The 24724-nt window shown below is 62.4% G+C and carries 25 protein-coding genes; 10 read left to right on the top strand and 15 right to left on the bottom strand.

The window, feature by feature from the left end; translation table 11 throughout:
* Positions 1 to 168: 168 nt before the first annotated feature.
* The 9 genes from ACLEJR_RS17245 to ACLEJR_RS17205 all read right to left on the bottom strand — a co-directional run bounded on the left by ACLEJR_RS17245 (position 169) and on the right by ACLEJR_RS17205 (position 11681).
* Positions 169 to 933: an ABC transporter ATP-binding protein gene (locus ACLEJR_RS17245; protein WP_440791065.1), complete on the bottom strand. Its 765-nt coding sequence runs from the start codon at positions 931 to 933 to the stop codon at positions 169 to 171.
* 13 nt (positions 934 to 946) lie between these two features.
* Positions 947 to 2065 carry a succinylglutamate desuccinylase/aspartoacylase family protein gene (locus ACLEJR_RS17240; protein WP_440791063.1) on the bottom strand — a complete coding sequence of 373 codons (1119 nt, stop codon included), beginning with the start codon at positions 2063 to 2065 and terminating at the stop codon, positions 947 to 949.
* Between the two features lie 28 nt (positions 2066 to 2093).
* Positions 2094 to 2804, bottom strand: coding sequence for an ABC transporter permease (locus ACLEJR_RS17235; protein ID WP_440791061.1), 711 nt, complete (start codon positions 2802 to 2804; stop codon positions 2094 to 2096).
* Positions 2801 to 3529, bottom strand: a complete 729-nt coding sequence (locus tag ACLEJR_RS17230) for an ABC transporter permease (protein ID WP_003198406.1) — start codon at positions 3527 to 3529, stop codon at positions 2801 to 2803. Before ACLEJR_RS17230 ends, ACLEJR_RS17235 begins: the two co-directional genes overlap by 4 nt.
* Positions 3530 to 3586: 57 nt before the next feature.
* A complete protein-coding gene (locus ACLEJR_RS17225) occupies positions 3587 to 4369 on the bottom strand; it encodes a transporter substrate-binding domain-containing protein (protein ID WP_440791059.1) in 783 nt (260 codons plus the stop codon).
* Between the two features lie 270 nt (positions 4370 to 4639).
* The gene (locus tag ACLEJR_RS17220; protein ID WP_440815324.1) at positions 4640 to 5773 is read right to left on the bottom strand and encodes an acyltransferase family protein; all 1134 of its coding nucleotides are present in this window, start codon (positions 5771 to 5773) and stop codon (positions 4640 to 4642) included.
* Between the two features lie 495 nt (positions 5774 to 6268).
* Positions 6269 to 7957, bottom strand: coding sequence for an ATP-dependent DNA ligase (locus ACLEJR_RS17215; RefSeq protein ID WP_440815322.1), 1689 nt, complete (start codon positions 7955 to 7957; stop codon positions 6269 to 6271).
* Positions 7954 to 8982, bottom strand: coding sequence for a ligase-associated DNA damage response exonuclease (locus ACLEJR_RS17210; protein ID WP_440815319.1), 1029 nt, complete (start codon positions 8980 to 8982; stop codon positions 7954 to 7956). Before ACLEJR_RS17210 ends, ACLEJR_RS17215 begins: the two co-directional genes overlap by 4 nt.
* 248 nt (positions 8983 to 9230) lie before the next feature.
* Complete coding sequence (locus ACLEJR_RS17205) at positions 9231 to 11681, bottom strand: penicillin acylase family protein (RefSeq protein WP_440815316.1); 2451 nt, start codon at positions 11679 to 11681, stop codon at positions 9231 to 9233.
* Positions 11682 to 12039: 358 nt separating this feature from the next.
* Between ACLEJR_RS17205 and ACLEJR_RS17200 the strand changes: the two genes are divergently transcribed.
* The gene (locus ACLEJR_RS17200; protein ID WP_440815313.1) at positions 12040 to 12597 is read left to right on the top strand and encodes a cysteine hydrolase family protein; all 558 of its coding nucleotides are present in this window, start codon (positions 12040 to 12042) and stop codon (positions 12595 to 12597) included.
* A gap of 187 nt (positions 12598 to 12784) precedes the next feature.
* Here the strand turns inward: ACLEJR_RS17200 and ACLEJR_RS17195 are convergent, their stop codons facing one another.
* From ACLEJR_RS17195 to ACLEJR_RS17180, 4 genes are all read right to left on the bottom strand, one after another.
* Positions 12785 to 12988, bottom strand: coding sequence for an SEC-C metal-binding domain-containing protein (locus ACLEJR_RS17195; RefSeq protein WP_003198420.1), 204 nt, complete (start codon positions 12986 to 12988; stop codon positions 12785 to 12787).
* Positions 12989 to 12993: 5 nt separating this feature from the next.
* Positions 12994 to 13479: an LEA type 2 family protein gene (locus tag ACLEJR_RS17190; RefSeq protein ID WP_440815310.1), complete on the bottom strand. Its 486-nt coding sequence runs from the start codon at positions 13477 to 13479 to the stop codon at positions 12994 to 12996.
* A 68-nt stretch (positions 13480 to 13547) separates the two neighbouring features.
* Entirely contained in the window at positions 13548 to 14024 is a 477-nt protein-coding gene (locus ACLEJR_RS17185) for a YchJ family protein (RefSeq protein WP_440791627.1), read from the bottom strand.
* Between the two features lie 11 nt (positions 14025 to 14035).
* On the bottom strand, positions 14036 to 14533 hold the full coding sequence (locus ACLEJR_RS17180; RefSeq protein ID WP_440791047.1) for a DUF6231 family protein: 498 nt from the start codon (positions 14531 to 14533) through the stop codon (positions 14036 to 14038).
* A 191-nt stretch (positions 14534 to 14724) separates the two neighbouring features.
* Between ACLEJR_RS17180 and ACLEJR_RS17175 the strand changes: the two genes are divergently transcribed.
* From ACLEJR_RS17175 to ACLEJR_RS17160, 4 genes are all read left to right on the top strand, one after another.
* Positions 14725 to 15423 (top strand): OmpA family protein, encoded by a 699-nt coding sequence (locus tag ACLEJR_RS17175; RefSeq protein ID WP_440815307.1) that lies wholly within the window; start codon positions 14725 to 14727, stop codon positions 15421 to 15423.
* A gap of 90 nt (positions 15424 to 15513) precedes the next feature.
* Positions 15514 to 16239, top strand: coding sequence for an OmpA family protein (locus tag ACLEJR_RS17170; protein WP_440791043.1), 726 nt, complete (start codon positions 15514 to 15516; stop codon positions 16237 to 16239).
* A gap of 143 nt (positions 16240 to 16382) precedes the next feature.
* Entirely contained in the window at positions 16383 to 16655 is a 273-nt protein-coding gene (locus tag ACLEJR_RS17165) for a DUF1145 domain-containing protein (protein WP_440791042.1), read from the top strand.
* On the top strand, positions 16648 to 17406 hold the full coding sequence (locus ACLEJR_RS17160) for a collagen-like protein (protein ID WP_440815305.1): 759 nt from the start codon (positions 16648 to 16650) through the stop codon (positions 17404 to 17406). The genes ACLEJR_RS17165 and ACLEJR_RS17160 overlap by 8 nt, the downstream gene beginning before the upstream one ends.
* 132 nt (positions 17407 to 17538) lie before the next feature.
* On the opposite strand, the gene ACLEJR_RS17155 is transcribed toward ACLEJR_RS17160, so the two are convergent.
* Positions 17539 to 18003, bottom strand: coding sequence for a CopD family protein (locus tag ACLEJR_RS17155; RefSeq protein WP_440815302.1), 465 nt, complete (start codon positions 18001 to 18003; stop codon positions 17539 to 17541).
* 100 nt (positions 18004 to 18103) lie between these two features.
* Between ACLEJR_RS17155 and dinG the strand changes: the two genes are divergently transcribed.
* The 4 genes from dinG (at position 18104) to pdxH (ending at position 23565) form a co-directional block, all read left to right on the top strand.
* Positions 18104 to 20248 carry an ATP-dependent DNA helicase DinG gene (gene dinG, locus ACLEJR_RS17150; RefSeq protein ID WP_440815301.1) on the top strand — a complete coding sequence of 715 codons (2145 nt, stop codon included), beginning with the start codon at positions 18104 to 18106 and terminating at the stop codon, positions 20246 to 20248.
* A gap of 266 nt (positions 20249 to 20514) precedes the next feature.
* A complete protein-coding gene (locus tag ACLEJR_RS17145; RefSeq protein WP_440815300.1) occupies positions 20515 to 21660 on the top strand; it encodes a serine hydrolase domain-containing protein in 1146 nt (381 codons plus the stop codon).
* Between the two features lie 117 nt (positions 21661 to 21777).
* The gene (locus tag ACLEJR_RS17140) at positions 21778 to 22893 is read left to right on the top strand and encodes an OmpA family protein (protein ID WP_440791034.1); all 1116 of its coding nucleotides are present in this window, start codon (positions 21778 to 21780) and stop codon (positions 22891 to 22893) included.
* 24 nt (positions 22894 to 22917) lie between these two features.
* Positions 22918 to 23565 (top strand): pyridoxamine 5'-phosphate oxidase, encoded by a 648-nt coding sequence (gene pdxH, locus ACLEJR_RS17135; protein ID WP_440815298.1) that lies wholly within the window; start codon positions 22918 to 22920, stop codon positions 23563 to 23565.
* On the opposite strand, the gene ACLEJR_RS17130 is transcribed toward pdxH, so the two are convergent.
* Positions 23513 to 23797: a hypothetical protein gene (locus ACLEJR_RS17130; RefSeq protein ID WP_440815295.1), complete on the bottom strand. Its 285-nt coding sequence runs from the start codon at positions 23795 to 23797 to the stop codon at positions 23513 to 23515. The genes pdxH and ACLEJR_RS17130 overlap by 53 nt on opposite strands.
* 169 nt (positions 23798 to 23966) lie before the next feature.
* On the opposite strand from ACLEJR_RS17130, the gene ACLEJR_RS17125 reads away from it, so the two are divergent.
* Complete coding sequence (locus ACLEJR_RS17125) at positions 23967 to 24431, top strand: glycine zipper 2TM domain-containing protein (RefSeq protein WP_245138243.1); 465 nt, start codon at positions 23967 to 23969, stop codon at positions 24429 to 24431.
* Positions 24432 to 24724: the final 293 nt, after the last annotated feature.

Raw genomic sequence — 24724 nt, 5'->3', positions numbered from 1 at the left:
AATGGCGTAGCCCCGCTGGCGAAGGAAAGCACTGGGCACGCGAGGCTCTGGTGGCGAGGGAGCTTGCTCCCGCTGGACGCGCAGCGTCCCCTTGCGGTGTGTCAGCCAGAATCAGAGGGCCGCTTCGCAGCCCAGCGGGAGCAAGCTCCCTCGCCACGGGTAGCGCAGTTATTTCAGGTTGCCACTGAGAAACTGCTTGAGCCGTTCGCTCTTGGGGTTGCCCAGTACGTCTTGCGGTGCGCCTTCTTCTTCCACCAGGCCCTGGTGCAGGAACAGTACCTGGTTGGAGACTTTGCGGGCGAAGCTCATTTCGTGGGTCACCATGATCATAGTCCGGCCTTCTTCGGCCAGGCCCTGGATCACCTTCAAGACTTCACCCACCAGTTCCGGATCGAGGGCCGAGGTCGGCTCGTCGAACAGCATCACCTCCGGCTCCATGGCCAGCGCCCGGGCGATTGCCACGCGTTGTTGCTGGCCGCCGGAAAGAAAGGCCGGGTATTGCTCGGCGACCCGTGCCGGCAGGCCGACCTTGTCCAGATAGCGCCGGGCGCGCTCGTCGGCTTCCTGCTTGCTGACGCCCAGCACCCGGCGTGGGGCCATGGTGATGTTTTCCAGCACGGTCATGTGGCTCCACAGGTTGAAGTGCTGGAAGACCATGGCCAGGCGCGTGCGGATGCGTTGCAGTTCGGCGTCGTCGGCCACGCGCATGCCGTGGCGGTCCTTGATCATCCGGATCGATTGGCCGTCCAGGCTCATGGCGCCGTCGTTGGGTTGTTCGAGAAAGTTGATGCAACGCAAGAAGGTACTTTTGCCCGAGCCGCTGGCGCCGATCAGGCTGATGACGTCGCCGGTCCTGGCCTTGAGCGAAACGCCTTTGAGCACCTCATGCTGGCCATAGCTTTTATGCAGGCCTTCGATGGTCAGTTTGTACATGGAACATGCATCCTCAAGGCGAAAGTAGGTAGCCGCTGCGATAGGCTTCGGCGCCGGCGACATGGGCGATCACCATGCCGGCCGTGGCCATGCGGCGCAGCGAACGGGCGTACAGCAGCCCGGCGTTGCGGCAGTGGACCGGGGTGACGGTGTCGTTGACCGGATCGATGATCTCGGCGATCAGTTGCCCCGCTTCCAGGTATTCACCGGGCAGGGCGCTGTAGACCAGCAATCCACCCACCGGCGTTGCCACGGGCTCGACGCCGGCCAACGGCGTGGCCGGGTAGGGCAGTTCGGGCAGGGGCATCGGTTCGCCGTCGATGGCACCGAAGTGAATCAGGTATTCGATCAGGGCTTGGCAGTCGAGGCTCGCCAATCCGTGGTTGACGTCGCCCTGGCCACGCAATTCGACCGTCACCGAGAAGCTGCCCAGGGGAATCTCGAAGCGCTCGCCGAAGCGTTCCTTGAGCTGCCACCAGAGCAGGGTGAAGCATTCATCGAAGGATTGGCCGCCCGAATCGGTGGCCAGCAGACACGCTTCGGCGCCGAGGTAGCGTGCCAGCGGCTCGACCTGCGGCCAGGCTTCGGGGGTGGTGTAGAGATGGGCCACGGCTTCGAAGTCGCAGTGCAGGTCCAGCACCATGTCAGCGTCGCAGGCCAGCCGCTGCAACACCAGCCGCAGGGACTGCAATTGCGTGCTGGCGCTCTGGCGGGCGAGGGCATCGCGCAGGCTGGTGCGGATCAGCATCAGGTTGTGCTGCGGGTCGTCGGTGAGCAGCTCTTCGATTTCGTTGCCGATCTCTTCGCTCAGGTCGACGAAGCGGCGATTGAAGTTCTGCCCGCTCTCCATTTCGTAGCGGCCCAGGGGCACGTCCATCAAGACCTGTTCCAGGCCGATGGGGTTGGCGACCGGCACCAGGACGATCTCGTGGCGCAGGTGGCCGGAGGCCTCGAGCTCGGCCAGGCGTTGCTTGAGGTGCCAGGCAACCAGCATGCCGGGCAGTTCATCGGCGTGCAGAGAGGCCTGGATGTAGATCTTGCCAGCGGCTTGCTCCGGGCCGAAGTGAAAGCTGTGGATCTTGCGTGCGGTCCCCGGAACCGGGGACTGCAAGTCATGAATCTGGTGGCGCATTTGCGTGTGTGTCCTGAAACGGAAGCCCTTAGTGGGCCGGGCCGAGGAAAGCCAGCCAACGGCGTTCGGCGAGGCGGAAGAGGCCCACCAGGGCGAAGGTGACGCTCAGGTAGATCAACGCGGCGATTCCGAACGACTGGAACGTCAGGAAGGTGGCCGAGTTGGCATCCCGGGCGACTTTGAGCACGTCTGGAACGGTAGCGGTGAATGCCACGGTCGTCGAGTGCAGCATCAAAATCACTTCGTTGCTGTAGTACGGCAACGAGCGTCGCAGCGCCGAAGGCATGATCACGTAGGCGTAAAGCTTCCAGCCGGTCAGGCCATAGGCCTTGGCGGCCTCGACTTCACCGTGGTTCATGCTGCGGATCGCCCCGGCGAAAATCTCCGTGGTGTAGGCGCAGGTGTTCAGGGCGAAGGCCAGGATCGTGCAGTTCATCGCATCGCGAAAGAAACTGTCGAGCAGCGGCTGGGCCCGCACTGCCGCGATGCTGTAGATGCCGGTGTAGCAGATCAGCAGCTGGATATACAGCGGCGTGCCCCGGAACAGGTAGGTGTAGAACTGCACCGGCCAGCGCACGTAAAACCTGGGCGAAACCCGGGCAATCGACAGCGGGATCGATACCACGAAGCCGATCAGCAGCGCGGCACTGAGCAGCCAGAGGGTCATCGCCAGGCCGGTGACATTGACGCCGTCGCTGTAGAGGAACGGCCGCCAGTATTCCTGTAGAAGTTCGATCATCGCACGGCCTCCCGGGCTCCGGCGGCGTAGCGGCGTTCAAGCCAGCGCAGAATGAAGTTGGACGCGCTGGTGATCAGCAGGTAGATCAACGCGGCCAATACCAGGAAGTAGAACAGTTGGTAGGTGCTCTTGCCCGCATCCTGGGCGGCCTTGACCAGGTCGGCCAGACCGATGATCGACACCAGTGCGGTGGCCTTGAGCATGACCATCCAGTTATTGCCGATCCCCGGCAGGGCAAAACGCATCATTTGCGGGAACACCACGAAGCGAAAGCGCTGGCCACGCTTGAGGCCATACGCCGTGGCGGCTTCGACCTGGCCGCGGGGCACGGCGAGGATCGCGCCGCGGAAAGTCTCGGTGAAGTACGCGCCATAGATGAAGCCCAGGGTGATCACCCCGGCGCCGAATGGGTCGATTTCGATGTATTCCCATTCCATGAAGTCGGTAAGAGAAGTCAGCCAGGTTTGCAGGCTGTAGAAGATCAGTAGCATCAGCACCAGGTCCGGCACGCCACGAATCAGGGTGGTATAGAGCTGGGCCGGGATTCGCAGCAGCTTGACGCTCGACAGTTTCGCACTGGCGCCGAGCAGGCCGAGCAAGACGCTCAACAGCAACGACAGGGCCGAGAGCTTGATGGTCATCCAGGTGCCTTGCATCAGCAGCGGGCCAAAGCCCTGCAGGCTGAAGGCCGAGAGCCCCAGATTTTGTAGGAGTTGTTCGAACATGGAAGAAGCCTTTGGCAGGAAAAAAGCGCCCATCCGAAACCGGATGGGCGCAGCGCATTATTTGCCGCTGTACAGATTCAGATCGCCAAAGTGTTTTTTCTGGATTTCGGCGTACTTGCCGTCATCGTGTAACGCTTTGATACCTTTATCCAAAAGCGCTTTCAACTCACTGTTACCTTTCTTGATACCAATGGCGGTCTTGGACGGCAGCAGTTCGCTGTCCACCGGCTTGCTGACTTCATAGTCAGCGCCTTTTGGCGATTTCAGGAAGCCCAGTTCGGCCTGCAGCATGTCCTGGATGGCAGCATCGAGACGGCCGGAGGTCAGGTCGGCGTAGACCTGGTCCTGGTTCTGGTAGGCCTGGGTCTTCACGCCGGCCTTGTCCAACACAGCCTTGGCGTAGGCTTCCTGAATGGTGCCTTGTTCGTAGCCGACGGTCTTGCCCTTGAGCGAGGCTTTGTCTTCGCTCAGGCCCGAACCCTTCTTGAACACGTAGGCGGTCGGTCCGGAGAACAGCTCGCTGGAGAAGTCGATGACTTTTTCACGGGCCGGGGTAACGGTCATTGAGGAAATGACACCGTCGAATTTATTGGCCTTGAGGCCAGGGATCATGCCGTCGAAATCGCTTTCGACCCATTTGCATTTGACCTTCAGTTCAGCACAGATCGCATTGCCCAGGTCAATGTCGAAACCGACCAGGCTGCCGTCGGCGGCCTTGGATTCAAATGGAGCGTAGGACGGGTCGACACCAAAACGCAGTTCCTTGTATTCCTTGGCCGTGGCGGCGCCGGCCGCCATGCACAACGCCAGTGCGGAAAGGGTCAGCAGTGCTTTTTTCATTATTCAATCCCTAAAACCAATATGAGCGCTTGTGGCGCGTAAGTATTGTTACCGGTGAAGGCGAGAACGGTATGACGGCAAAAAGATAGCAATTTCCGAACCAGAGTGCCGAACAAACGTTTTAAAAAATTTAGGGACAGCAGGCGGGGCGTGATGGTGCGCGGGGATGAGCAGGTCATAAAAGGTGCACCGTAATGGCGCCTCGGCGCAGGCGCTTGATGAGCACGCCAGTGCGGTCCGAAGTTCGCCACGGTTTTTCAAGCTTCGGTATCAGACCTTCAGGCCGGACCGCTGCGTTCGAGGCCTACTGAGGGCCCGGCCGAGGGATTGCCCGGTCATTTCGACATATCGGTAGGTAAACATGGACACCAGGACTACCGATCCTGCAATCAGCAAAGCGACGAGGTGATTGAGCGCCGCATGACCGAGATCCAGGTAACGAGTGCCGTCGATCACCGGTGCAACATCAAACCCCAGGATGTTCTTTGCCACCATGAACACCGAGACCGCGCAAAACAGAACGGCCGCATGAGTCAGGTAGATGGAGTAAGACAACTTGCCGAGAAAACCGAAGCTGCGGCGCGCCAACAACCGCGAGACAGCGCCGCGATCAAAGGCGAATATCACAACGACGACACCAAACAGCGGGCTGGCCCACAGCTGCTTGGCCGCAAAATCATTGATCACGAACACCAGTGCCGCTGCCACCGCCATCACTTCAAGCGCGGTCAGCAGCCCAGTGTGGGCCGGGGTAGGATGGGGAAGCCTCTGATACACGGCGTAAGCCAGGCAGCCCGTAAAAAAATAGGCCAAGCCCCGCAATGACTCGACAGTGAAGAAGCTATTGCCTGTATATATCAACGCCAGAGCCACCAGGACCACGGTCATCCATACCCACGTCCTGACGCCGAAAGCGAGGTTAAGGATCAAGGCGAAGAGCATGTAAGTGTAGTACTCGATACTGATGCTCCAGGACGGATAGTTGAACGACAGCGGATTGGTCAAGTGTGTCCAGGACTGCAACAGCATTGCATTCGGAAGGATTTCAGAAGGGGCGAACTTTCCTGAAAATGGCTGATTGTTGAAGTCCATGCCTTTTTGCGCTGCTGTATACCTACCGAACTCCAACAATATAAAGACGCTCAGCATGACGAGATGCAGGGGTAGCAAGCGGAAGGTTCGGGTTATAAAGAATTTTCGAAAATTAAACCGCGTGGGGTTGCCATAAGCGTGCGTCATGACAAAGCCGCTCAAGACAAAAAAGAACGAGACAAATACATCGGCGTGGCGGAATAACTGCCACTCGGTGAAACTGCCGCTGACGCGCAAGTGGTAGAACATTACTGAAATAGCCATCAGGCCCCTGAAACTGTCCAGCGACTGAAAGCGCTTTTCTGCGTGCATATCAGGCTCCCTTGCGCGTGCGGGTGGCGGGCCTTGGGCTTCACTTGGATCACCCTCGCACCGGCGGTGGCCTTGCTCGGCTCACCCTGGCGGGAAGGGGCTGTCCGTTCCTTGAATGATTTATGCCCTTCACGGTTGCGTAAGAGGCTGGGCGCAGGATCTGGACGACTAGAGCCAATTGATAATTGGAGAACTGCTGTCACGTTAGCACCGCTTTTTCAAAGGGCCAGTCGGTTTTATTTATTGTGACTGATGTGAGTGACGCAATTACGGCGTCAGAAAAGTCACCGGTACGGGTGTCATAGTTTTCCACAAACTTACCGGACCGTACGCGGTAACTATTTATTAGATACCGTTCATTGACGCTGAAGGCTGTCGTTTTCATGTCAGATGCAACGTGTCGCAACGGCGCGTTCGAGGTCGATGCCCTGGCGATGGTCCCTGGCGATGAACGCAGTGTGCTGATGGAGGTTCAGGCCGGGGAGCGATCGGTCGTCATTTTAATAAATCCTGCAGCGTCGCCAGGGTGTCGGCTTCCTCGACGCGCTTGTCCTGGCGCCAGCGCAACATCCGTGGGAAGCGCACGGCGATCCCGCTTTTGTGGCGCTTGGACAGGGCGATGCCCTCGAAGCCCAGTTCGAATACCAGCGTGGGTGTAACGCTGCTCACCGGGCCGAATTTTTCCACGGTGGTCTTGCGCACGATGCTATCGACCTGGCGCATTTCGGCATCGGTCAGGCCCGAATAGGCTTTGGCGAAGGGAACGAGCGTGCGTTCGCGGCTGCCCGGTGGGTTGTCCCACACCGCGAAGGTGTAGTCGCTGTACAGGCTGGCGCGTCGGCCATGGCCACGTTGGGCGTAGATCAGCACCGCGTCGACACTGAACGGGTCGATCTTCCACTTCCACCATACGCCCATGTCCTTGGTGCGCCCGACCCCATACAACGCGTTACGCGCCTTGAGCATCATGCCTTCGACCCCGAGGCTGCGGGAGGCTTCGCGCTGTCGGGCGAGATCGAGCCAATCCGCGCCGGTGACAATCGGCGACGGCAGCAGCACCGGGCTGTGGACGCGGGCAATCAGCGCCTCCAGTTGGTCTCGGCGCTCGGCCTGGGGCCGACTGCGCCAGTCCTCGCCCCGCCATTCCAGCAGGTCGTAGGCCATCACCACCACGGGAGCGTCCTCCAGGACTTTCTTGCTCAGGGTTTTGCGACCGATACGCTGCTGCAACAGGGCGAAGGGCTGGACGGTCGGTTGCAAAGGCGCATCCGGATCGAAGGCGTCTTCGGCCGGCGGTCGGGCGCTTTTCCACACGACGATTTCACCGTCGATCACCGTGCCGTCGGGCAGTGCCTGGGCCAGGCCGTGCAGCTCGGGAAAGCGCTCGGTCACCAGCTCTTCACCCCGGGACCAGACCCACAAATGCCCGTCACGCTTGATTACCTGAGAGCGGATGCCGTCCCACTTCCATTCCACTTGCCAGTCACTGGCCGGTCCCAGCAGCGCGTCGAATTGCTCCACTGGTTGCGACAGGGCGTGGGCCAGGAAAAACGGATACGGCTGGCCGCCGCGTTGGGCATGTTCATCATCGGACTCGGGGGCAATCAGCTTGAGATAACTGCCCGCCGTCGGGCGGTGGGACAGGTCGGTGTAGCCTACCAGGCGCTGGGCCACCCGCTTGCTGTCGAGGCTGGCGAGCCCGGCCAGGGCCCGAGTGACCAGCAGTTTCGACACGCCGACGCGAAAACTGCCGGTGATGAGTTTGATGCACAGCATCAGGCTCGACCGGTCCAGTTGCGCCCACAGCGTCGGTAACCGCTGTGCCAGGACCTCGGGCGATTCGCCGCGCAACGGCAGCAGTTTTTTCTCGATCCACAGCGCCAGCCCTTCATCTGAACTGTGAGGCGACTCCGGCAGCACCAGCGAGATGGTTTCCGCCAGGTCGCCCACGGCCTGATAGCTCTCTTCGAACAACCAGGGGGACAACCCCGACACCTGCACGGCCAGTTCCCGCAGAATCTTCACCGGCACCAGTTGTCGCGGGCGGCCACCGGACAGAAAGTACACGGCCCACGCCGCGTCTTCGGGGGCGGCGTGACGAAAGTAGTCTTGCATCGCGGCAAGCTTGGCATTGCTGGAGGTAGTGGCGTCCAGGTCGGCATATAACTGGGCGAAGGCCTTCATGGTGCGTCCTCGCCAGGGGCGGTGGCGCTGACGTCTTCTTCATCGTCGCCGTATTCGGTGGTGAAGCCTTGGGCGTCGAGGCCTAGCTCGCACAGGTGACGCACCAGCACGCCCACCGAACCGTGGGTGACCATGACTCGCTCGGCCCCGGTCTGTTCGATGGCCCAGAGCAGGCCGGGCCAGTCGGCGTGGTCCGACAGCACGAAGCCGCGGTCCACCCCGCGCCGCCGGCGGGTACCGCGCAGGCGCATCCAGCCGCTGGCGAAGGCATCGCTGTAGTCGCCGAAACGGCGCATCCAGGAGCTGCCGCCAGCGGAGGGCGGGGCGATCACCAGTGACTGGCCGATGAGCGGGTCATTCTTTTTCACCTCGCCGGCGTAGATCGTCGGTGGCAGATGAACCCCGGCTTCGCGATAGACCCGGTTCAACGGTTCCACCGCGCCGTGGGCCAGGATCGGGCCGAGGCTTTCGTCGATGCCGTGGAGGATCCGCTGGGCCTTGCCGAACGAATAGCAGAACAGCACGCTGGCCCGACCCAGGGCGATGTTGGCCCGCCACCACTGATTGATTTCGTCGAAGATCTGCGCCTGGGGCTGCCAACGATAGATCGGCAGGCCGAAGGTGGATTCGGTGATGAAGGTGTGGCATTTCACCGGCTCGAATGGCGTGCAGGTCCCGTCGGGCTCGACTTTGTAGTCCCCTGACGCGACCCAGACTTCGCCTTGGTATTCCAGACGCACCTGGGCCGAGCCGAGCACGTGGCCGGCGGGGTGAAAACTCAAGGTCACGCCGTGATGCACCAGGCGCTCGCCATAGGGCAAGGTCTGCAGGTTGATGTCCTGGCCGAGTCGCGAACGCAGGATCCCCTCGCCGGGGGCTGCGGCCAGGTAATGTTGATTGCCGCCACGGGCATGATCGCCATGGGCGTGGGTAATGACCGAGCGCTCCACCGGGCGCCAGGGATCGATGTAGAAATCCCCCGGCGGGCAATACAGGCCTTCGGGGCGGGCAATGACAAGGTCCATGCGAACAACCGTGGCGATGGGCTTGTCAGGTAGAGGCGAGGGCGGGGGGAGAAGTTCTATTGGGTTGCGCCCAAAGGGTTAAGGATTCTGTTGTTACACCCTGATCCCAGGTGCGCTTGAGTCCTTGTGGCGAGGGAGCTTGCTCCCGCTGGGCTGCGTAGCAGCCCCTCATTTGCGGACGCTGCGCGCTGGAGCGCCAGCCCGGCCGAGCGGGAGCAAGCTCCCTCGCCACAGGATTGTGGTTGCGATTATTTGCCGGGCACCAAGGTCAACCGCGTCTTGCCATACGCCCGGTCAAAGTTCTGCGGTTGCAGCGGCAGGTTCTGATATTGGCCCTTGATCCACGGATCGATGCCGTTGACGTAGTTCGGGCTGGCCGGGTTGCCGGACTGGCCGGTGCCGCCCTGGACCAACAGCGGTTCAGGCTGGCCGAAGTCCACGATCAAGCGCATCGACGGCGCCTGGACCGCATTGAAGTCCTGGCCCCAGGCAAACGCCGAAACATTGAGCGTGCTGGCGTCACCACCGGCCGCGACTGGACCGCGCACGGTCTGTCCACTGCTGTTTTTCCAGGCGTAGCTGTGCAGTTTTCCCCACTGCCAAGCCTTGTGGTCGCCGCCCAACTGGCTGTCGCCGGCATTGATGGCCGCAACCAGGCTGCGGGCGAGAATCACGGCCTTGTCTTCTTTCTGAGGGGTGCGCACGTCATCCCAGAACGGGCTGTCCTCGCGACCCAACAGATGATCGGCCTGGGCCGAGTAGGACAATTGACCGTTGGCCACCAGCGCTTTCCAGGCCGGGCTGTTCTCGGGGCCCAGTTCGTCGAGGAAAATCTGCTTCATGCTTTCTTGCAGGAACAGCTCATAAATCGCCGCGTCGGCCGAGGTCGGGCTGAGCCGGCCATCGAAGGCCATCAGGCGGGTATAGGCTTCGCGGGCCTTGGCCCGGTCCGCCGCAGGCAGTCCGTCGATTGCCTGCTTGAGCGGTTGGGCCATGCCGGGCGCTTCGAAGACTTTCTTGAGCTTGGCCGCGAGCGGGGTGGTCTGATCATATTGCATCGCGGTCAGGCTGCGGCTGTCGTGCTTGCCGGCATTGGCCAGTTCGGCCAGGCGCTCGCCGCGCTCCGGTGCGGCCCAGGAGTTGGAGAGCTGCATGCCGTAACCGTGGGGAATGACGCGCTGGTTGGCGGTGCCGAGCCAGCCCTGGGCGGGGTCCTGATCATAGGGGTGCAGCATCGGGTCGGCGTAACCGTCCCAATCGTAGCGGCCGTCCCAGCCCGGCGACGGCAGCAGGCCTTCGCCTTCACGGCGGTTCGGATAGCGCCCGGTGACCTGCCAGCCGATGTGGCTGGCATCGGCAAAGACCAGGTTGGCGGCCAGGGCACGGATTTCCCGACTGGCATCGGAAGCTTTCTCGGCGCTCTGGGCCCGGGACAGGTCGAAGAACGCGTCCAGAGTCTTGTCGTCGCTGAAGCTCGGCGTCTGCAAGGCCAGGCCGAAACCGTTGGCCATAGCCGGGCCTTGGGCGCTGTTGAGCAGCGGGCCGTGGCGGGTCTCGAACACCGCTTCACGAATCGGCCGCTGACCTTTGATGAAGTAGGTTTCGTTGCGCACCGTTGCCGGCTGCCATTTGCCGTTGACCTCGTAGGACAGACCATTGCCCTGACGTCGGATTTTTTCCAGGAACAGGTCCTGGTTGTCCCCCAGTACGCTGGTCATGCTCCACGCGACTTTACCGTTGAAGCCGGCGAGGATCATCGGAATACCCGCCACCGACACCCCGGCGGCCTGATACTTGGGCGCACGGATCTGCACCGGGCTCCACAGCGACGGGGCAACCAGCGGTCCGTGACTGTCGCTGGCCAGCAGGCTCTTGCCGCTGCGGCTGCGTTGCGGGGCGATGGCCCAGTTACTTGATGACGCCACGTTCAACAGGTTCAGCTCGGCCAATTGACCGGTGGCCTTACTGATTTCGGCGAGGCCCGGCACCTGGCCGTTGAGCCGGATGCCTTGGAGTTTATCGGCTTCGGCCAAAGGCAATTGCTCATCCGGATAGGACGGGCTCAGCCAGGCGAGCTTGTCGTTGCTGACGCTCTGGGCCAGCACCAGGCTGGCGATTTCTTCCGGCAGGTTGGCCGACTGGCTGAAATTCAGCAGGCAGAACATCAACGCCGAGTCTTCGGGTTTCCAGTATTCAGGTTTGTATCCGCTGGCGGCCAGGTCCGACGGCAGCTTGTCGCGGTAGCGGAACAGGTAGGCGTTGACGCCACGGGCGTAGACCTCGAAGAACCGCTTGAGCCGTGGCGAAGAGGCCTTGTACAGCTCGTCGGCGTTCTTCTTCAGGTTGACGGCGCGCATGTAGCGGTCGACCTCCAGCCGCTCGGCGCCGGACATTTCCGCCAGCCGCCCCTGGGCCAGCAGGCGCAGGGTCACCATCTGCGTGATGCGGTCGCTGGCGTGGACATAACCGAGGGTGAACAGGGCGTCATGGAAGCTGTTGCTTTCGATCAGCGGCATGCCCATGGCATTGCGCCGGACCGAGACGTTCTGCGCCAGCCCCTTGAGCGGTTGCACGCCTGAAGTGGGCGGTACCGAATCCTGGGTATTCCAGGTCTGGCACCCGCTCAAACCGAGCACACTGGCTACTGTGGCGGCAAGGCCGAGCCGGGGGATGAGGGAAATAGAGGCTGGCGAGGCCATGGCAAAGCTCCTGCGGGAGGGGGTGGCACCAATAAAGGCGCTACGTTAGTGAGCGGGCGAAGGCCGCGCAAGCGGGGGCGGGGGTTATTTGTGGTTTTGCCGATGAAACCCGAATATGGCGGTCTGGCCCCGTTACCCGTGGCGAGGGAGCTTGCTCCCGCTCGGCTGCGCAGCAGGCGCAATCAACTTTGACGATTGAAAAGCGAGGGCGGCTTCGCCCGAGACGTCGGACCGCCCCAGCGGGAGCAAGCTCTCTCGCCACAGGATTTGTGTGAACCCGATGATCGAGGGCTTGCCTGTAGCAGCCCGTGATGCTCAAGTGCGGGACACCAAAGGGGCCGAGCAAGGAAAAACCGGCATGCAGCTACACAAAGACGCGGCGCTGATTCTCATCGATCAACAGAAAGGCATCCTCCATCCCAGGCTCGGCCCGCGTAACAATCCCGAGGCGGAGCTGCGGATGTTGGAGTTATTGGCGTTCTGGCGGCACTCGGCGCGGCCGGTGATCCATGTCCATCATTTGTCCCGCTCGCCGGATTCGGTGTTCTGGCCGGGGCAGTCGGGGGTCGAGGTTCAACCGCGATTCGAGCCGATGGCCGGGGAATGCCTGGTGCAAAAACAGGTGCCGGATGCGTTCAGCGGCACGCGCCTGGAAGCAGACCTGCGCAGCGCCGGGACCAGGCAACTGGTGATTGTAGGTGTGGCGACGAACAACTCGGTGGAGTCCACGGCCCGCACGGCGGGCAATCTGGGGTTCGACACCTGGGTCGCTGAGGATGCCTGTTTTACTTTCGACAAGGCCGATTATTTCGGTAACCCGCGTTCGGCCAGTGAGGTGCATGCCATGTCCCTGGGCAACCTGCATGGCGAATATGCAACGGTGGTCAGTGTGCAGCGGATTCTTGAGGCGGGGTGATGGAGCTGTGGGTTTGGTCGGCAACAGGTGGATCGATGTCGGCTGATCCACCGCTATCGCGAGCAGGCTCGCTCCCACAGTTGGTCGGTGGTGGATGCCGGATCAGTGCACACCGCCCATCCCTCAGTGGGAGCGAGCCTGCTCGCGATGACGGATCAACAGGCGAAGAAGTTCTGCGCCAGAATCCTCAAGCCCCGTGGCACTTCTTGAATTTCTTGCCATTGCCGCATGGGCAAGGGTCGTTGCGACCGACATCTTTCAGGGCATTGCGCACCGGTTCCTGGTGGGCATGGCCGCAGTTCGGGCCGTGGACGTGGCCGTGGTCATGGTCGTGATGATGGTCGTGATCGTGGTTGCAATCAGGGCCGTGAACGTGAGGTTGCTGGGTCATCGGGGTTACTCCGCAATAAAATCGGCGGCGATTATCACGCCATTGCGCTCCAGGTGCACGTAGTGGGCGATGAATAAACCGGTTTCCAGTTCGCCTTCCAGCCGATAGGGGATCTGCTCCCGGGGATTTTGCAGCAGTTTCACCACCTCGCGCACCTGCGGCCACAGGTTGGTGCGCACCGGCACCTTGAAGTACGCGCTATGTCGCGGGCTGACCGTGAACCAGTGCTCATGCTCGCCTTCGGTCAGCAGCAGGTCCCCCAGATGGATGCGGTAGCTCAGGCCGCGCACTGTCAGGTCACTGTCGTTGGGGTTGTCGACACGAAAGTGCAGCATGAACTTCTGTTCCAGCAGCCGGGCCCGCACCACTTCGACCTTGACCAGGTGCACCTGCGGCTCCGGGGCGTCTTCCCCGTACCAGGACGCACAGCCGCCAAGCGCGACGAACAGCAGCAGGCAAGCAATGCGTAGCAGGGGTGATGAACGGGTCATATCCGCGCCTCGGGTTTATCTCAGTCTAGCCCGCAGGCGAGAGGGTGGGGCGTCGGACCTTTCCCAAATCAACGCGCGAAGTAGCCCGCGCAGCACTTCTTGAATTTGTGCCCGCTTCCGCATGGGCAGCTGTCGTTGCGTCCAGTCTTGACCGGCACGGTCGGGTCGATGAAGTACCAGTGCCCATTGTTTTGCACGAACGAGGACTGTTCTCGGTGGCTGTGTTCCCCCTGGCCGTCGTGCCAGCGTGCGGTGAAGGTGACAAAGGCGTGCTCCGGTTGCCCGCCGAACACCTCGCTGCTCTCCACCTCCAGCCCCAGCCAGGTGCTGTTGGCACTCCACTCGCTGATGGACTGGCGGTCGAGGCCGCCCTGCTGGGCGGGCAGGGTAGTGCGTACCAGGTAATCCACCCGTCCCAGCACGTAGGCGCTGTAGCGCGAGCGCATCAGGGCTTCGGCGCAGGGCGCCGGATGGCCGTCGTGGTAATGACCGCAGCAGGCCTCCAGTGAAATGCCACTGCCGCAAGGGCAGATGGTTGTGTGCATTGTGTTCACGGCTACCACCAATATTTTCCAAAGTTTTCCGGGTTGGCCCAAAAACGTGAGTTGAGCCAGTCGGGGACCTGCTTGTATTCAAGCAGATCGTAGGTGAACAGGGTCAGCACCTGCTCGTCGCGCTGGAATCGCTCACTGGCTTGCAGGGCCAGGGAAAAAAAGTCCGTTTCCTGCCAACCGCAGGCGGTGAGATCGGCCAGCACCGCGATACGGCTGGCGTTGAGATTGCGGATGCCGCCCAACAGGTTCAGACCGTCGCGCTTGGGCAAATGCTCCAGGCAATCGAGCGCCAGGGCCAGGTCAAAACGCCGCGCCGCCACGGTATCCGGCAGTGGACCGGGCCCGGCATGAACCACCTCGGTGTCCGGGTGGGCCTGCTGGAACGCGTCGAGTGCGGGAAAGCCGCTGGCGCCGATCAACAGCAGGGTTTGCGGAGCATAGCGGTCTAGCACGGCCGCCAGGGCTTGCTGGGGTGTGCGCGCGGAAATGGCAACGGTCATCGGAGATCCTCGTTCAGAACCGCCACGATAGCCTGCCCGGACGCCGTGGCCTAGAGCGGTATGTGCTTAAACGAGTCGATGGGTCGCAAACAGGGGTGAACATCGCAAATGCACAAGGCTGGCGCAGATCCGAACTCGGGTCTTTACTCCCTTGAATCGGCGCCGAGCCGATCCCTCAAGGAGAACACCCGATGAGCATAGTTCGCACAGCGTTACCCCTGGTTCTGCTAACCAGTGTGTTGACTGGTTGCGCAGGTTTGCAAAAAACCGACTGGCCGATCTGTGCGGCCACCGGCGGCGTCGTTGGCGCGGGATTGGGCGCCATTGAAAGCAGTTCCTGGATCGGCCCTGGCGCGCTGGTGGCCGGCACCGTGGCGGGAGCCTGGTGCTGGGCCCATGGTGACGGCGACGAAGACGGTGACGGCGTACCGGACAGCCGCGACAAGTGCCCGGGCACGCCGAAGGGCGTGCAGGTCGACGCCGATGGTTGCCCTCCACCCGCCCCGGCGCCAGTGGTTGAAGAGCCGGTGGTGGTGGTCAAGGAAGAAACCATCGTGATCCGGGATGTGCACTTTGAATTCAACAAAGCCACGCTGACCCCGGCTGACAAGCAGGCGTTGAGCACCGTCGCGACCCGACTCAAGGAAGAGTCGTCCACCGCCCAACTGCGAGTCACCGGGCACACCGACAGCGTCGGCAGCGATGCGTATAACCAGCGCTTGTCGCAAAAACGGGCCGATTCGGTGGTGCAGTACCTGGTCGAACAGGGTGTGCCGCGTGCCAGTTTCGTCTCGGTGTCCGGGGCCGGGGAAAGCCAACCGGTGGCGGACAACAAGACTGCCGACGGCCGTGCCCTGAACCGCCGTACCGAGATCCGGATAAATCGCTGAACCCCAAGCCCTGCGCGGCTTGTAGAGTTGCGTAGGCGGGTCTTTACTCCTGTGTGACCGGTATGGGCCGGTGACACAGGAGCCTTCACCATGAACGTTCTCATCAGAGCCGTCTTACCGGTGCTGCTGACCAGCAGCCTGTTGTCCGGTTGCGCCACTCACAGCGACGGCAGCGCCTCTCTCAATCAACGTACCTGGCCGATCTGCAGCTTGATCGGCGGTCTTGTCGGCGGCGGCCTGGGGGCCATCGAAAGCAGCGGCTGGGCTGCAGGCGGCGCCGCGCTGGGCGTATTGGGTGGCGGTTTGATCTGCTACGCCCAGGATGGCGATGAAGACGGCGACGGCGTGTTCGACCGCCGCGACCGTTGCCCCGACACGCCAGCCAATACTCCCGTCGAGCATCATGGTTGCCCGCTGCCTCAATACCCGGCCAGTGCTCCGCCGGTCGAGCCACAGGCACCGGCGAGCGAAGTCATCACCCTCAACGATGCCGGCAAGGTGTTGTTCGATTTCGATCAATCCGATCTCACCGCAGAAGCTCGAAGCCAGCTCGACGGGCTGATGAGTAAGCTGAGCCATGCCAATGTCGTCAGCATCCGCGTGGTCGGTCACACCGACAGTGTCGGGACCGATGCCTATAACCAGCGGTTGTCCGAACGGCGTGCCAGCAGCGTCGTGGAATATCTGCTGACCCAGGGGCTGGCGCCAGACAAGCTCACCAGCGAAGGCAAGGGCGAAAGCGAGCCGGTGGCCGATAACACCACTGACGAAGGACGAGCGCAGAACCGTCGGGTTGAACTGCACCTGCAACGTTAAGCCCCGACCCAGAGCCGCCGGATCGCCAGGCAAGCGATCCGGAGACTCTGGCCGGACGGCAAATTAAATTTGCCCCGCCCTCTGGCGTAGCCCGCGCGTGAGCCGTTACTGTGCCTCAAAGAATAATGTTCCCCGGGGGGCGTATGAAGGTGTTATGGGGGCTGGGGCGCTTGCTGACCCTGCTGTTCTGGCTGGTGGTGCTGGTCAACCTGATCATGCCGTTCGTCCATCCGCTGCATCTGTTGGTCAATCTGGCGGGGGCGCTGCTGCTGGCGGTTCATGTGCTGGAGTTGCTGCTGTTCAGAGCGAATTTAGGCGGCCAACCCTCTTCCGGCCGTGATCGGCTGCGCGTGCTGCTGTTCGGCATCTTCCACCTGCAAACCCTCCCGACCGCGCCAGAGGCTTCCCATGCGTAAATTGTGTCTGCTCGCTGCATTTGTGTGCCCCTTGGCCAGTGCCCAGGTCGTCCAGGTCGAAAGCCACTCGTTGCTGCGCCTGCCCAACACCACCAGCACCTTGACCCTGGAGCGGCTGGATGTGGCCGACTACGGTACGCTGCTGGTGCCGTCCAACGTCACCCAATTGTCCATCGAACAACTGCACCTGGGGCGCGAAGCGCGGATCGCCATCGTGCCGGCGCAACAGGCCTTGGACATGAAGGTTGCCCAGGCCGAGCTGGCCGATGGCAGCCAGATCACGGCCCGTGGCGCACCCGGTACTTATACGAAGGCGGCCAAGCCAGGACGCGACCTGAACCTGCGATTCGCTGCACTGAATGCACCGTTGTTGTCGGTGGATGCCCGCGGTGGCGCCGGTGCGCCGGGTTACGTCGGTCTCGATGGCGCCAACGGCCAGGCACCGGGTTGCACCTGGGGTTCGGCCGGACGCGGCGCCGATGGCAGCAATGGCAGCGATGGCCAGCCGGGCGCGGCCGGCGCGCTGGTGCGCCTGGAACTGCCCCGCACATACCCTGCCGAGCAGATCAAGGTGGCGGTCGATGGCGGCGCCGGTGGTGCCGCCGGGCAGGGCGGCAAGCCCGGTAGCGGAGGCAAGGCCAAGGGCTGCCTGGTCTACACCGCCGACGGTGGCAAAAGCGGTCGTCCCGGTGCGGATGGCCAGCCAGGGCCTGTCGGCGCGGCGGGGTCGGTGACGGTGCAGCGGTTTTGAATGCTACGGATTAAACCTGTGGGAGCGAGCCTGCTCGCGATGGCGGAATGTCAGTCGAGGTAGATGTCAAGTGAACCGACGCCATCGCGAGCAGGCTCGCTCCCACAGGGTCCAGTGTCCGGGCAAATCCCATCAAAACATCGGCCGCGCCGCGCCGATCGCCACCACCAGCAACCCGATCAGCAGGTTGATGCCCACCAGCTGGCGAATCTTGCCCAACACTGCCGCACCCGCCGGCCAGTCCTGCCCCTCCACGGCGCTGCGCAATGACGGCAGTTGCAAGGCCTGGATGCGGATGAACAGGGCCGCCATCACTACGTACAACCCCATCATGATCTGCACATAACGCGGGGCGGTTTCAAAACCGCTGAAGCGCAGGTGGATCAGGCCTGTGCCGCTGATCGGCAAAAGTACCACCGCGACCCAGACCCAGATGAAAAAACGTTGAAACACTTCTAACCACAGTTTGAGCCTGGCAGGACCTTCAAGTGCCGCCATTGCGGCGGGTCGCAGGATCATCCAGGCGAAGAACATGCCGCCGACCCAGACCAGGGCCGCCAATAAATGCAGGGTGTAGACAAGGGCGAAAAGTGTCATTGGGTTACTCCGTTCTGCGCAGGATCGATTCGCGGGGTATGATAGCCGCCGATCCGAACCACTGAAAATTTATCCAGCGTTTTTTAGCGCCCGACCATTCATGATCAGCACCGAACTCAAAACCACGATCCAGGGCGCCTATTCGCGTTTTCTCGAAGCCAAGAGCCTCAAGCCGCGATATGGCCAGCGCCTGATGATCGCCGAAGTGGCGAAAGTCCTAGGTGACATCGACACCGACGACGAAGGCCGGCGCAGCGGCGAGCCTGCGGTCGTGGCGGTGGAAGCCGGCACCGGTACCGGCAAGACGGTGGCCTACAGCCTGGCGGCGATTCCCACCGCCAAGGCCGCCAGCAAACGCCTGGTGATCGCCACGGCGACGGTCGCCCTCCAGGAGCAGATCGTCTACAAGGACCTGCCCGACCTGATGCGCAACAGCGGGCTGAATTTCAGTTTCGCCCTAGCCAAGGGCCGTGGGCGCTACCTGTGCCTGTCCAAGCTCGACATGTTGCTCCAGGAAGGTCACGCGCAGACCGCCACGGCCCAGTTGTTCGAGGAAGAAGGCTTCAAGATCGAGGTCGACGAGGCCAGCCAGAAGCTGTTCACCAGCATGATCGAGAAACTGGCCGGCAATAAGTGGGACGGCGACCGCGACAGTTGGTCCACGGCGCTGGAAGACGCCGACTGGTCGCGCCTGACCACCGATCACAGCCAATGCACCAACCGCCATTGCCCGAACTTCGGCCAGTGTGCGTTCTACAAGGCCCGCGAAGGCATGGGCAAGGTCGATGTCATCGTGACCAACCATGACATGGTCCTGGCGGACCTGGCCCTGGGCGGCGGTGCGGTATTGCCCGACCCGCGAGACACGATCTACGTGTTCGACGAAGGTCATCACCTGCCGGACAAGGCCATCGGTCATTTCGCCCATTACACCCGGCTGCGTTCCACCGCCGACTGGCTGGAAACCACCGCCAAGAACCTCACCAAGCTGTTGGCCCAGCACCCGCTGCCGGGCGACCTGGGCAAGTTCATCGAGCAGGTGCCCGAGCTTGCGCGGGAGATCAAGACGCACCAGCAGTTCATGTTCACCGCTTGCGAGCAGGTGGCCGATTTCAAGCCCGGTGAAGACGTCGAAGGCCGCGAGCGACCACGCCATCGGTTTGTCGGCGGGGTGATTCCCGAGCACATGCGCGAAATGGGCATCGAGCTCAAGAAAGGTTTTGCGCGCCTGACCGACCTGTTCACGCGCCTGACCGATCTGCTCAAGGAAGGCATGGACGGCGAGGTCAATATCGGCATCGCCAGCAACCAGGCCGAGGAGTGGTATCCGCTGTTCGGCAGTCTGCTGTCGCGCTCACAGGGCAACTGGGAGTTGTGGACCGCCTTCACCACCGAAGACCCGGAAGACAACCCGCCGATGGCGCGCTGGCTGACCCTGGCCGAAAGCGGTTCGCTGTTCGATATCGAGGTCAACGCCAGCCCGATCCTGGCGGCCGAGATGCTGCGGCGCAATTTGTGGAACGTGGCCTACGGCGCGTTGGTGACATCCGCCACCTTGACCGCACTGGGCACCTTCGACCGTTTCCGTATGCGCGCCGGCCTGCCGAAAAAAGCCGTGACCGCTGTGGTGCCGAGCCCGTTTCACCATGCTGACGCCGGCGTGCTGCGGGTACCGGACCTCAAGGCCGATCCTCGGGATGCCGCAGGCCATACCGCCGCGATCATTCGCGACCTGCCGGAGCTGGTGGAGGGCTCGCGAGGTACGCTGGTGCTGTTTTCCTCGCGCAAACAAATGCAGGACGTATTCGACGGGCTCGACCGTGACTGGCGCAAGCAGGTTTTCATCCAGGGCAACCTGTCGAAGCAGGAAACCCTTAACAAGCACAAGGCGCGAGTGGACGGTGGCGATTCCAGCGTGTTGTTCGGCCTGGCGAGCTTTGCCGAAGGCGTGGATTTGCCCGGCGCCTATTGCGAACATGTGGTGATCGCCAAGATCCCCTTTTCCGTCCCCGACGATCCGGTGGAAGCCGCGCTGGCCGAGTGGATCGAAGCCCGCGGCGGCAACCCGTTCATGGAAATCTCAGTGCCCGACGCTTCGTTGAAACTGGTCCAGGCCTGCGGTCGACTACTGCGTACCGAGGAAGACCGCGGCACCATCACCTTGCTCGACCGCAGGCTGGTGACCCAGCGCTATGGCAAGGCGATCCTCAATGCATTGCCGCCGTTTCGGCGGGAGATTTCCTGATAGACACAGCCATCGTGCTGGGGGCTTTCGTGGCGAGGGAGCTTGCTCCCGCTGGGCTGCGAGGCAGCCCCAAAGCCAGACACTGCGGTCTGTCAGGCTGATCGCCTTGGTTTTCCTTGGGGTCGCTGCGCGACCCAGCGGGAGCAAGCTCCCTCGCCACAAGAGCGGTAGGTGCCCAGGCCAACCGCCCCGCGGTTGTTTTCAAATGAACCAATGGCTGGAACAATGCCGGCCAGTCCAGAAGTGCTTGAGCAGGGGAGTTGCGGGTGCAGATTCAAGGCCATTACGAGCTTCAATTCGAAGCAGTGCGCGAAGCCTTCGCGGCGCTGTTCGACGATCCTCAGGAACGCGGCGCGGCGTTGTGTATCCAGGTCGGCGGCCGCACGGTGATCGATTTGTGGGCTGGCACTGCCGACAAGGATGGTCATGAGTCCTGGCACAGCGACACCATTGCCAACCTGTTCTCCTGCACCAAGACCTTCACCGCCGTTACCGCCCTGCAACTGGTGGCCGAAGGCAAGCTGCAACTTGACGCCCCGGTCGCTCGTTACTGGCCCGAGTTTGCGGCAGCCGGCAAGGCCTCCATCACCTTGCGCCAGTTGCTTTGTCATCAGGCCGGGCTTCCCGCGCTGCGTGATTTACTGCCGCCCGAAGCGCTTTATGACTGGCAAGCCATGACCGATGCGCTGGCCGCTGAAGCACCCTGGTGGACACCCGGCGAGGGCCATGGCTACGCCGCGATCACTTACGGCTGGCTGCTCGGCGAGTTGTTGCGCCGGGCGGACGGGCGTGGGCCGGGAGAGTCGATCGTGGCGCGGGTCGCCAAGCCGTTGGGCCTGGATTTCCACGTGGGGCTGGCCGATGAAGAATTTCATCGCGTGGCCCACATCGCCCGTGGCAAAGGCAACGTCGGTGACGCGGCGGCCCAGCGCCTGCTGCAGGTGACCATGCGAGAACCCACGGCCATGACCACCCGGGCCTTTACCAATCCGCCTTCGATCATGACCAGCACCAACAAACCGGAGTGGCGCCGCATGCAGCAACCGGCGGCCAACGGCCATGGCAATGCGCGCAGCGTGGCCGGTTTCTATGCCGGCCTGCTCGATGGCAGCCTGCTGGAAGGTGAAATGCTCGATGAACTGACACGTCAGCACAGTTTCGGCGAGGACAAGACATTGCTGACTCGGACCCGTTTCGGCCTGGGTTGCATGCTCGACCAGCCGGATGTGGCAAATGCAACATTCGGTCTCGGCCCACGGGCGTTCGGCCACCCAGGGGCGGGGGGCTCCATCGGTTTTGCCGACCCGGAACATGACGTGGCGTTCGGCTTTGTGACCAATACCCTCGGGCCCTATGTTTTGATGGATCCGCGCGCGCAGAACCTTGCAAGGGTGCTTGCCACTTGTCTGTAAACCGCTTCGAGGGTTGCGGCCGGGGGAACCCGGTGCCCTTTTTCGTTTCCAAGCGTCTGTTTATGCGGCCGAATCCGGCCCTTCATTTTTTCCTTCAGTTCATTTTGTGGATATCCAATGTCATCGAATAAAACCCTCGCTCTGGCGCTGTGCTTCGCTATTACCGGTTGCGCACAAACTCCACAGAATGACGCCGAGGGCGGCGGTGGTTGGTGGCCGTTCGGCGGTTCCGATAAGGTCGCGAACAAGGAGCCGGCGCCTGCTGCGCCTTTGAAGCCGGCCGCCGTCGCGCCGCAAGCCAAGGCCGAGAGCGCCACTCACTGGTGGTGGCCGTTCTCCTCCGATGACGCCGGCGACGTTGCCAAAAAAACCGATGTGAAGCCTGAAGCAAAGCCTGAAGCCAAGGCCCCGGCAGCCGTTGCCAAGGTCGAAGCCGAAAGCAACGGCAAATGGTGGTGGCCGTTTGGCGGTAAGGATCAGGAAACCACCAAGGCGGCGCCGATGCCTGATCCCAAGGTCACCCAGGCCTGGCTAGACGACTACGAGCCGAAGCTGCGTACCGCGATCCAGGACAGCAAGCTGGAACTTGAGCGCCGCGATAACGTGTTGGTCGTAACCGCACCTGTGGACAGTTCCTTCAACCCGGATCGCCCGGCCATGCTGTTGCCGGTGACCCTCGGCCCGTTCACTCGCGTCGCCAAGGTACTCGAAGCTGACCCGAAGACGGCTGTGTTGGTCCTGGGGCACGCCGATACCTCGGGCGCCGCGCCGGCCAATCAGAAACTCAGCCAGGAACGTGCCCAGGCCGTGGCCGCGATCTTCCGTCTCAGCGGCCTGCAGCGCGATCGCCTGATGCTGCGCGGCATGGGCGCAGTGGCGCCCCGTGCGGCCAACGACAGTGCTGAAGGCCGCGCTCTGAACCGCCGTGTGGAATTGCTGGTGACCCCGGCCAATACGATGGTGGCACTGCTGAGCAAGTACAACATGCCGGCCCCGGCACCGGTGACGATGGTGGCCGCCCAGGACGTCAAGCCGGCCGCCCCGGCGCCGGCCCCCGCAGCGAAGAAAGCGGCGGCGCCGGCCACCAAGAAAGCCCCGGCGAAAAAAGCTGCAGCGAAGGCCCCGGCGAAGAAAGCCCCGGCCAAGCCCGCCACGCCGGCAAAGAAACCCCAACCGGCCAAGGCCGCCAGCGATACCAAGAAGGTCGCGGCCACCAATACCCCCAAGCAGTGATGGGCTAACCACAAGGAATGCGCCATGACCCAAGCGTTGGCTGATATGCGCCGCGACTACACCCGTGATGGCCTGGCCGAGGCGCAAGCCCCGTCCGAGCCGTTCGCCCTGTTCCACCAATGGTTTGCCGACGCGGTGAAAACCGAACAGGCCCCGGTGGAGGCCAACGCCATGACCCTGGCGACGGTGGACGCAGAAGGCCGCCCGCATTGTCGGATCCTGCTGCTCAAGGGCCTGGACGCCCAGGGCTTCACCTTCTTCACCAACTACGAGAGCGCCAAGGGCCAGCAACTGGCGGTGAACCCATTCGCCGCCATGACGTTTTTCTGGCCGACCCTGGAGCGCCAGGTACGTATCGAGGGCAAGGTGGTAAAGGTGACGCCGCAAGAGTCGGACGCCTACTACCAGGTCCGCCCATTGGGCAGCCGCCTTGGTGCCTGGGCTTCACCCCAGAGCCGGGTCATCGCAGGGCGCGGTGAGCTGGAAGAGTTGCTCAAGGCCACCGAAAGGCGTTTCACCGACAGCCAGCCCCATTGTCCGGAGCACTGGGGCGGTTATCGGTTGCTGCCCGAGCGCATCGAATTCTGGCAGGGCCGCCCCAGCCGTCTGCATGACCGCCTCAATTACCGCCTGCAAGGGGCGGACTGGACTCGCGAGCGTCTGGCGCCTTAGTGTCGGGGTAAGCTGCCGCAGCGGTATGGAGCCATTGCGGCAGGTCGCGGCGCTTGATGCCTTGTGCCCGGGCACGGGCCAGTTGTTGCAGCATATAGGTTTTCTTCTGCTCATCCTGCCCCGCCAGCGACAGCGCCAGGTCGCGGTCCACCCAGCGTTTGATGCGTACGTACAGCCACCAGTGGAAGTACAAACCGGCGACGGTGGTGGCGATGATGATGAAGTAATCCATGAAAAATCTCGGCGTTGATGACGCAGGTTTCTGAAATTGGCGCTACTGTTGGGTGAATTTTTCAGGTGCGCCTGTATCCCACCTGAATGAAAACAATTTTATCCCGGCGAGGCCGTGACAGGCGTCAAGTCGCGGAGTTTAATGAATACCTGTCTTTTGGAGTGATGCTATGCGTAAGTCTGTTTTGCTGGTTGCTTCCTTTTCCACGATGGCGATGTTGCTCACCGGCTGCCAGTCCAGCCTGACCGGCGACTCCTACTCCCGTGACGAAGCGCGTCGCGTGCAGACGATTCGCATGGGGACCATCGAGTCTCTGCGTCCGGTCAAGATCGAAGGCACCAAGACCCCGATCGGCGGCGCGGCCGGTGCTGTGGTGGGCGGTGTGGGTGGCAGTGCGATCGGTGGTGGTCGCGGTAGCGTCGTCGCGGCGGTGATCGGTGCCGTTGCGGGCGGGTTGCTTGGCTCCGCGACTGAAGAAGGCCTGACCCGGACCCAGGGTGTGGAAATTACCGTTCGTGAAGATGATGGCAGCATGCGTGCCTATGTGCAGCAGGTGCAGGAGAATGAGGTGTTCCGTGTGGGTGAGCGGGTGCGGATTTCGACTGTGGGGGGGACGAGTCGGGTGTCGCACTGAGTTGGGGTTGTTGGGGTTGTTGGGGTTGGGATTGGGGGCAGATCCGTTGCTGCGGTAATGGCTGCTTAGGGTTCCGCCCTTACGGCGGGTCACTTTTGGAAGCGCCAAAAGTAACCAAAAGCGCTTTGCCCCACCACTGGGCACCTCGCCAAGGCGAGGTGTTCCCTCACTCCGGCATTGCTCCGTGGGCCCGCCGCGATGGGCCATCCATGGCCCTGCGCGGCTAACCCGGCATCCATGCCGGGTTGCCCACTACGCAATGCCTGCGTTCGGCCCTTGTGGTTGATGGGGCG

Source organism: Pseudomonas sp. SMN5, from assembly GCF_052041925.1.
Taxonomy (GTDB): Bacteria; Pseudomonadota; Gammaproteobacteria; order Pseudomonadales; family Pseudomonadaceae; genus Aquipseudomonas.
The sequence above is the reverse complement of the archived record's forward strand: the minus strand, read 5'-3'. Positions and strand labels throughout refer to the sequence as shown.

Bases quoted from the DNA above. Each gene is read 5' to 3' on its own strand.
- ACLEJR_RS17245 (WP_440791065.1), bottom strand. From the start codon at position 933: ATGTACAAACTGACCATCGAAGGCCTGCATAAAAGCTATGGCCAGCAT.
- ACLEJR_RS17240 (WP_440791063.1), bottom strand. From the start codon at position 2,065: ATGCGCCACCAGATTCATGACTTGCAGTCCCCGGTTCCGGGGACCGCA.
- ACLEJR_RS17235 (WP_440791061.1), bottom strand. From the start codon at position 2,804: ATGATCGAACTTCTACAGGAATACTGGCGGCCGTTCCTCTACAGCGAC.
- ACLEJR_RS17230 (WP_003198406.1), bottom strand. From the start codon at position 3,529: ATGTTCGAACAACTCCTACAAAATCTGGGGCTCTCGGCCTTCAGCCTG.
- ACLEJR_RS17225 (WP_440791059.1), bottom strand. From the start codon at position 4,369: ATGAAAAAAGCACTGCTGACCCTTTCCGCACTGGCGTTGTGCATGGCG.
- ACLEJR_RS17220 (WP_440815324.1), bottom strand. From the start codon at position 5,773: ATGCACGCAGAAAAGCGCTTTCAGTCGCTGGACAGTTTCAGGGGCCTG.
- ACLEJR_RS17215 (WP_440815322.1), bottom strand. From the start codon at position 7,957: ATGAAGGCCTTCGCCCAGTTATATGCCGACCTGGACGCCACTACCTCC.
- ACLEJR_RS17210 (WP_440815319.1), bottom strand. From the start codon at position 8,982: ATGGACCTTGTCATTGCCCGCCCCGAAGGCCTGTATTGCCCGCCGGGG.
- ACLEJR_RS17205 (WP_440815316.1), bottom strand. From the start codon at position 11,681: ATGGCCTCGCCAGCCTCTATTTCCCTCATCCCCCGGCTCGGCCTTGCC.
- ACLEJR_RS17200 (WP_440815313.1), top strand. From the start codon at position 12,040: ATGCAGCTACACAAAGACGCGGCGCTGATTCTCATCGATCAACAGAAA.
- ACLEJR_RS17195 (WP_003198420.1), bottom strand. From the start codon at position 12,988: ATGACCCAGCAACCTCACGTTCACGGCCCTGATTGCAACCACGATCAC.
- ACLEJR_RS17190 (WP_440815310.1), bottom strand. From the start codon at position 13,479: ATGACCCGTTCATCACCCCTGCTACGCATTGCTTGCCTGCTGCTGTTC.
- ACLEJR_RS17185 (WP_440791627.1), bottom strand. From the start codon at position 14,024: ATGCACACAACCATCTGCCCTTGCGGCAGTGGCATTTCACTGGAGGCC.
- ACLEJR_RS17180 (WP_440791047.1), bottom strand. From the start codon at position 14,533: ATGACCGTTGCCATTTCCGCGCGCACACCCCAGCAAGCCCTGGCGGCC.
- ACLEJR_RS17175 (WP_440815307.1), top strand. From the start codon at position 14,725: ATGAGCATAGTTCGCACAGCGTTACCCCTGGTTCTGCTAACCAGTGTG.
- ACLEJR_RS17170 (WP_440791043.1), top strand. From the start codon at position 15,514: ATGAACGTTCTCATCAGAGCCGTCTTACCGGTGCTGCTGACCAGCAGC.
- ACLEJR_RS17165 (WP_440791042.1), top strand. From the start codon at position 16,383: ATGAAGGTGTTATGGGGGCTGGGGCGCTTGCTGACCCTGCTGTTCTGG.
- ACLEJR_RS17160 (WP_440815305.1), top strand. From the start codon at position 16,648: ATGCGTAAATTGTGTCTGCTCGCTGCATTTGTGTGCCCCTTGGCCAGT.
- ACLEJR_RS17155 (WP_440815302.1), bottom strand. From the start codon at position 18,003: ATGACACTTTTCGCCCTTGTCTACACCCTGCATTTATTGGCGGCCCTG.
- dinG (WP_440815301.1), top strand. From the start codon at position 18,104: ATGATCAGCACCGAACTCAAAACCACGATCCAGGGCGCCTATTCGCGT.
- ACLEJR_RS17140 (WP_440791034.1), top strand. From the start codon at position 21,778: ATGTCATCGAATAAAACCCTCGCTCTGGCGCTGTGCTTCGCTATTACC.
- pdxH (WP_440815298.1), top strand. From the start codon at position 22,918: ATGACCCAAGCGTTGGCTGATATGCGCCGCGACTACACCCGTGATGGC.
- ACLEJR_RS17130 (WP_440815295.1), bottom strand. From the start codon at position 23,797: ATGGATTACTTCATCATCATCGCCACCACCGTCGCCGGTTTGTACTTC.
- ACLEJR_RS17125 (WP_245138243.1), top strand. From the start codon at position 23,967: ATGCGTAAGTCTGTTTTGCTGGTTGCTTCCTTTTCCACGATGGCGATG.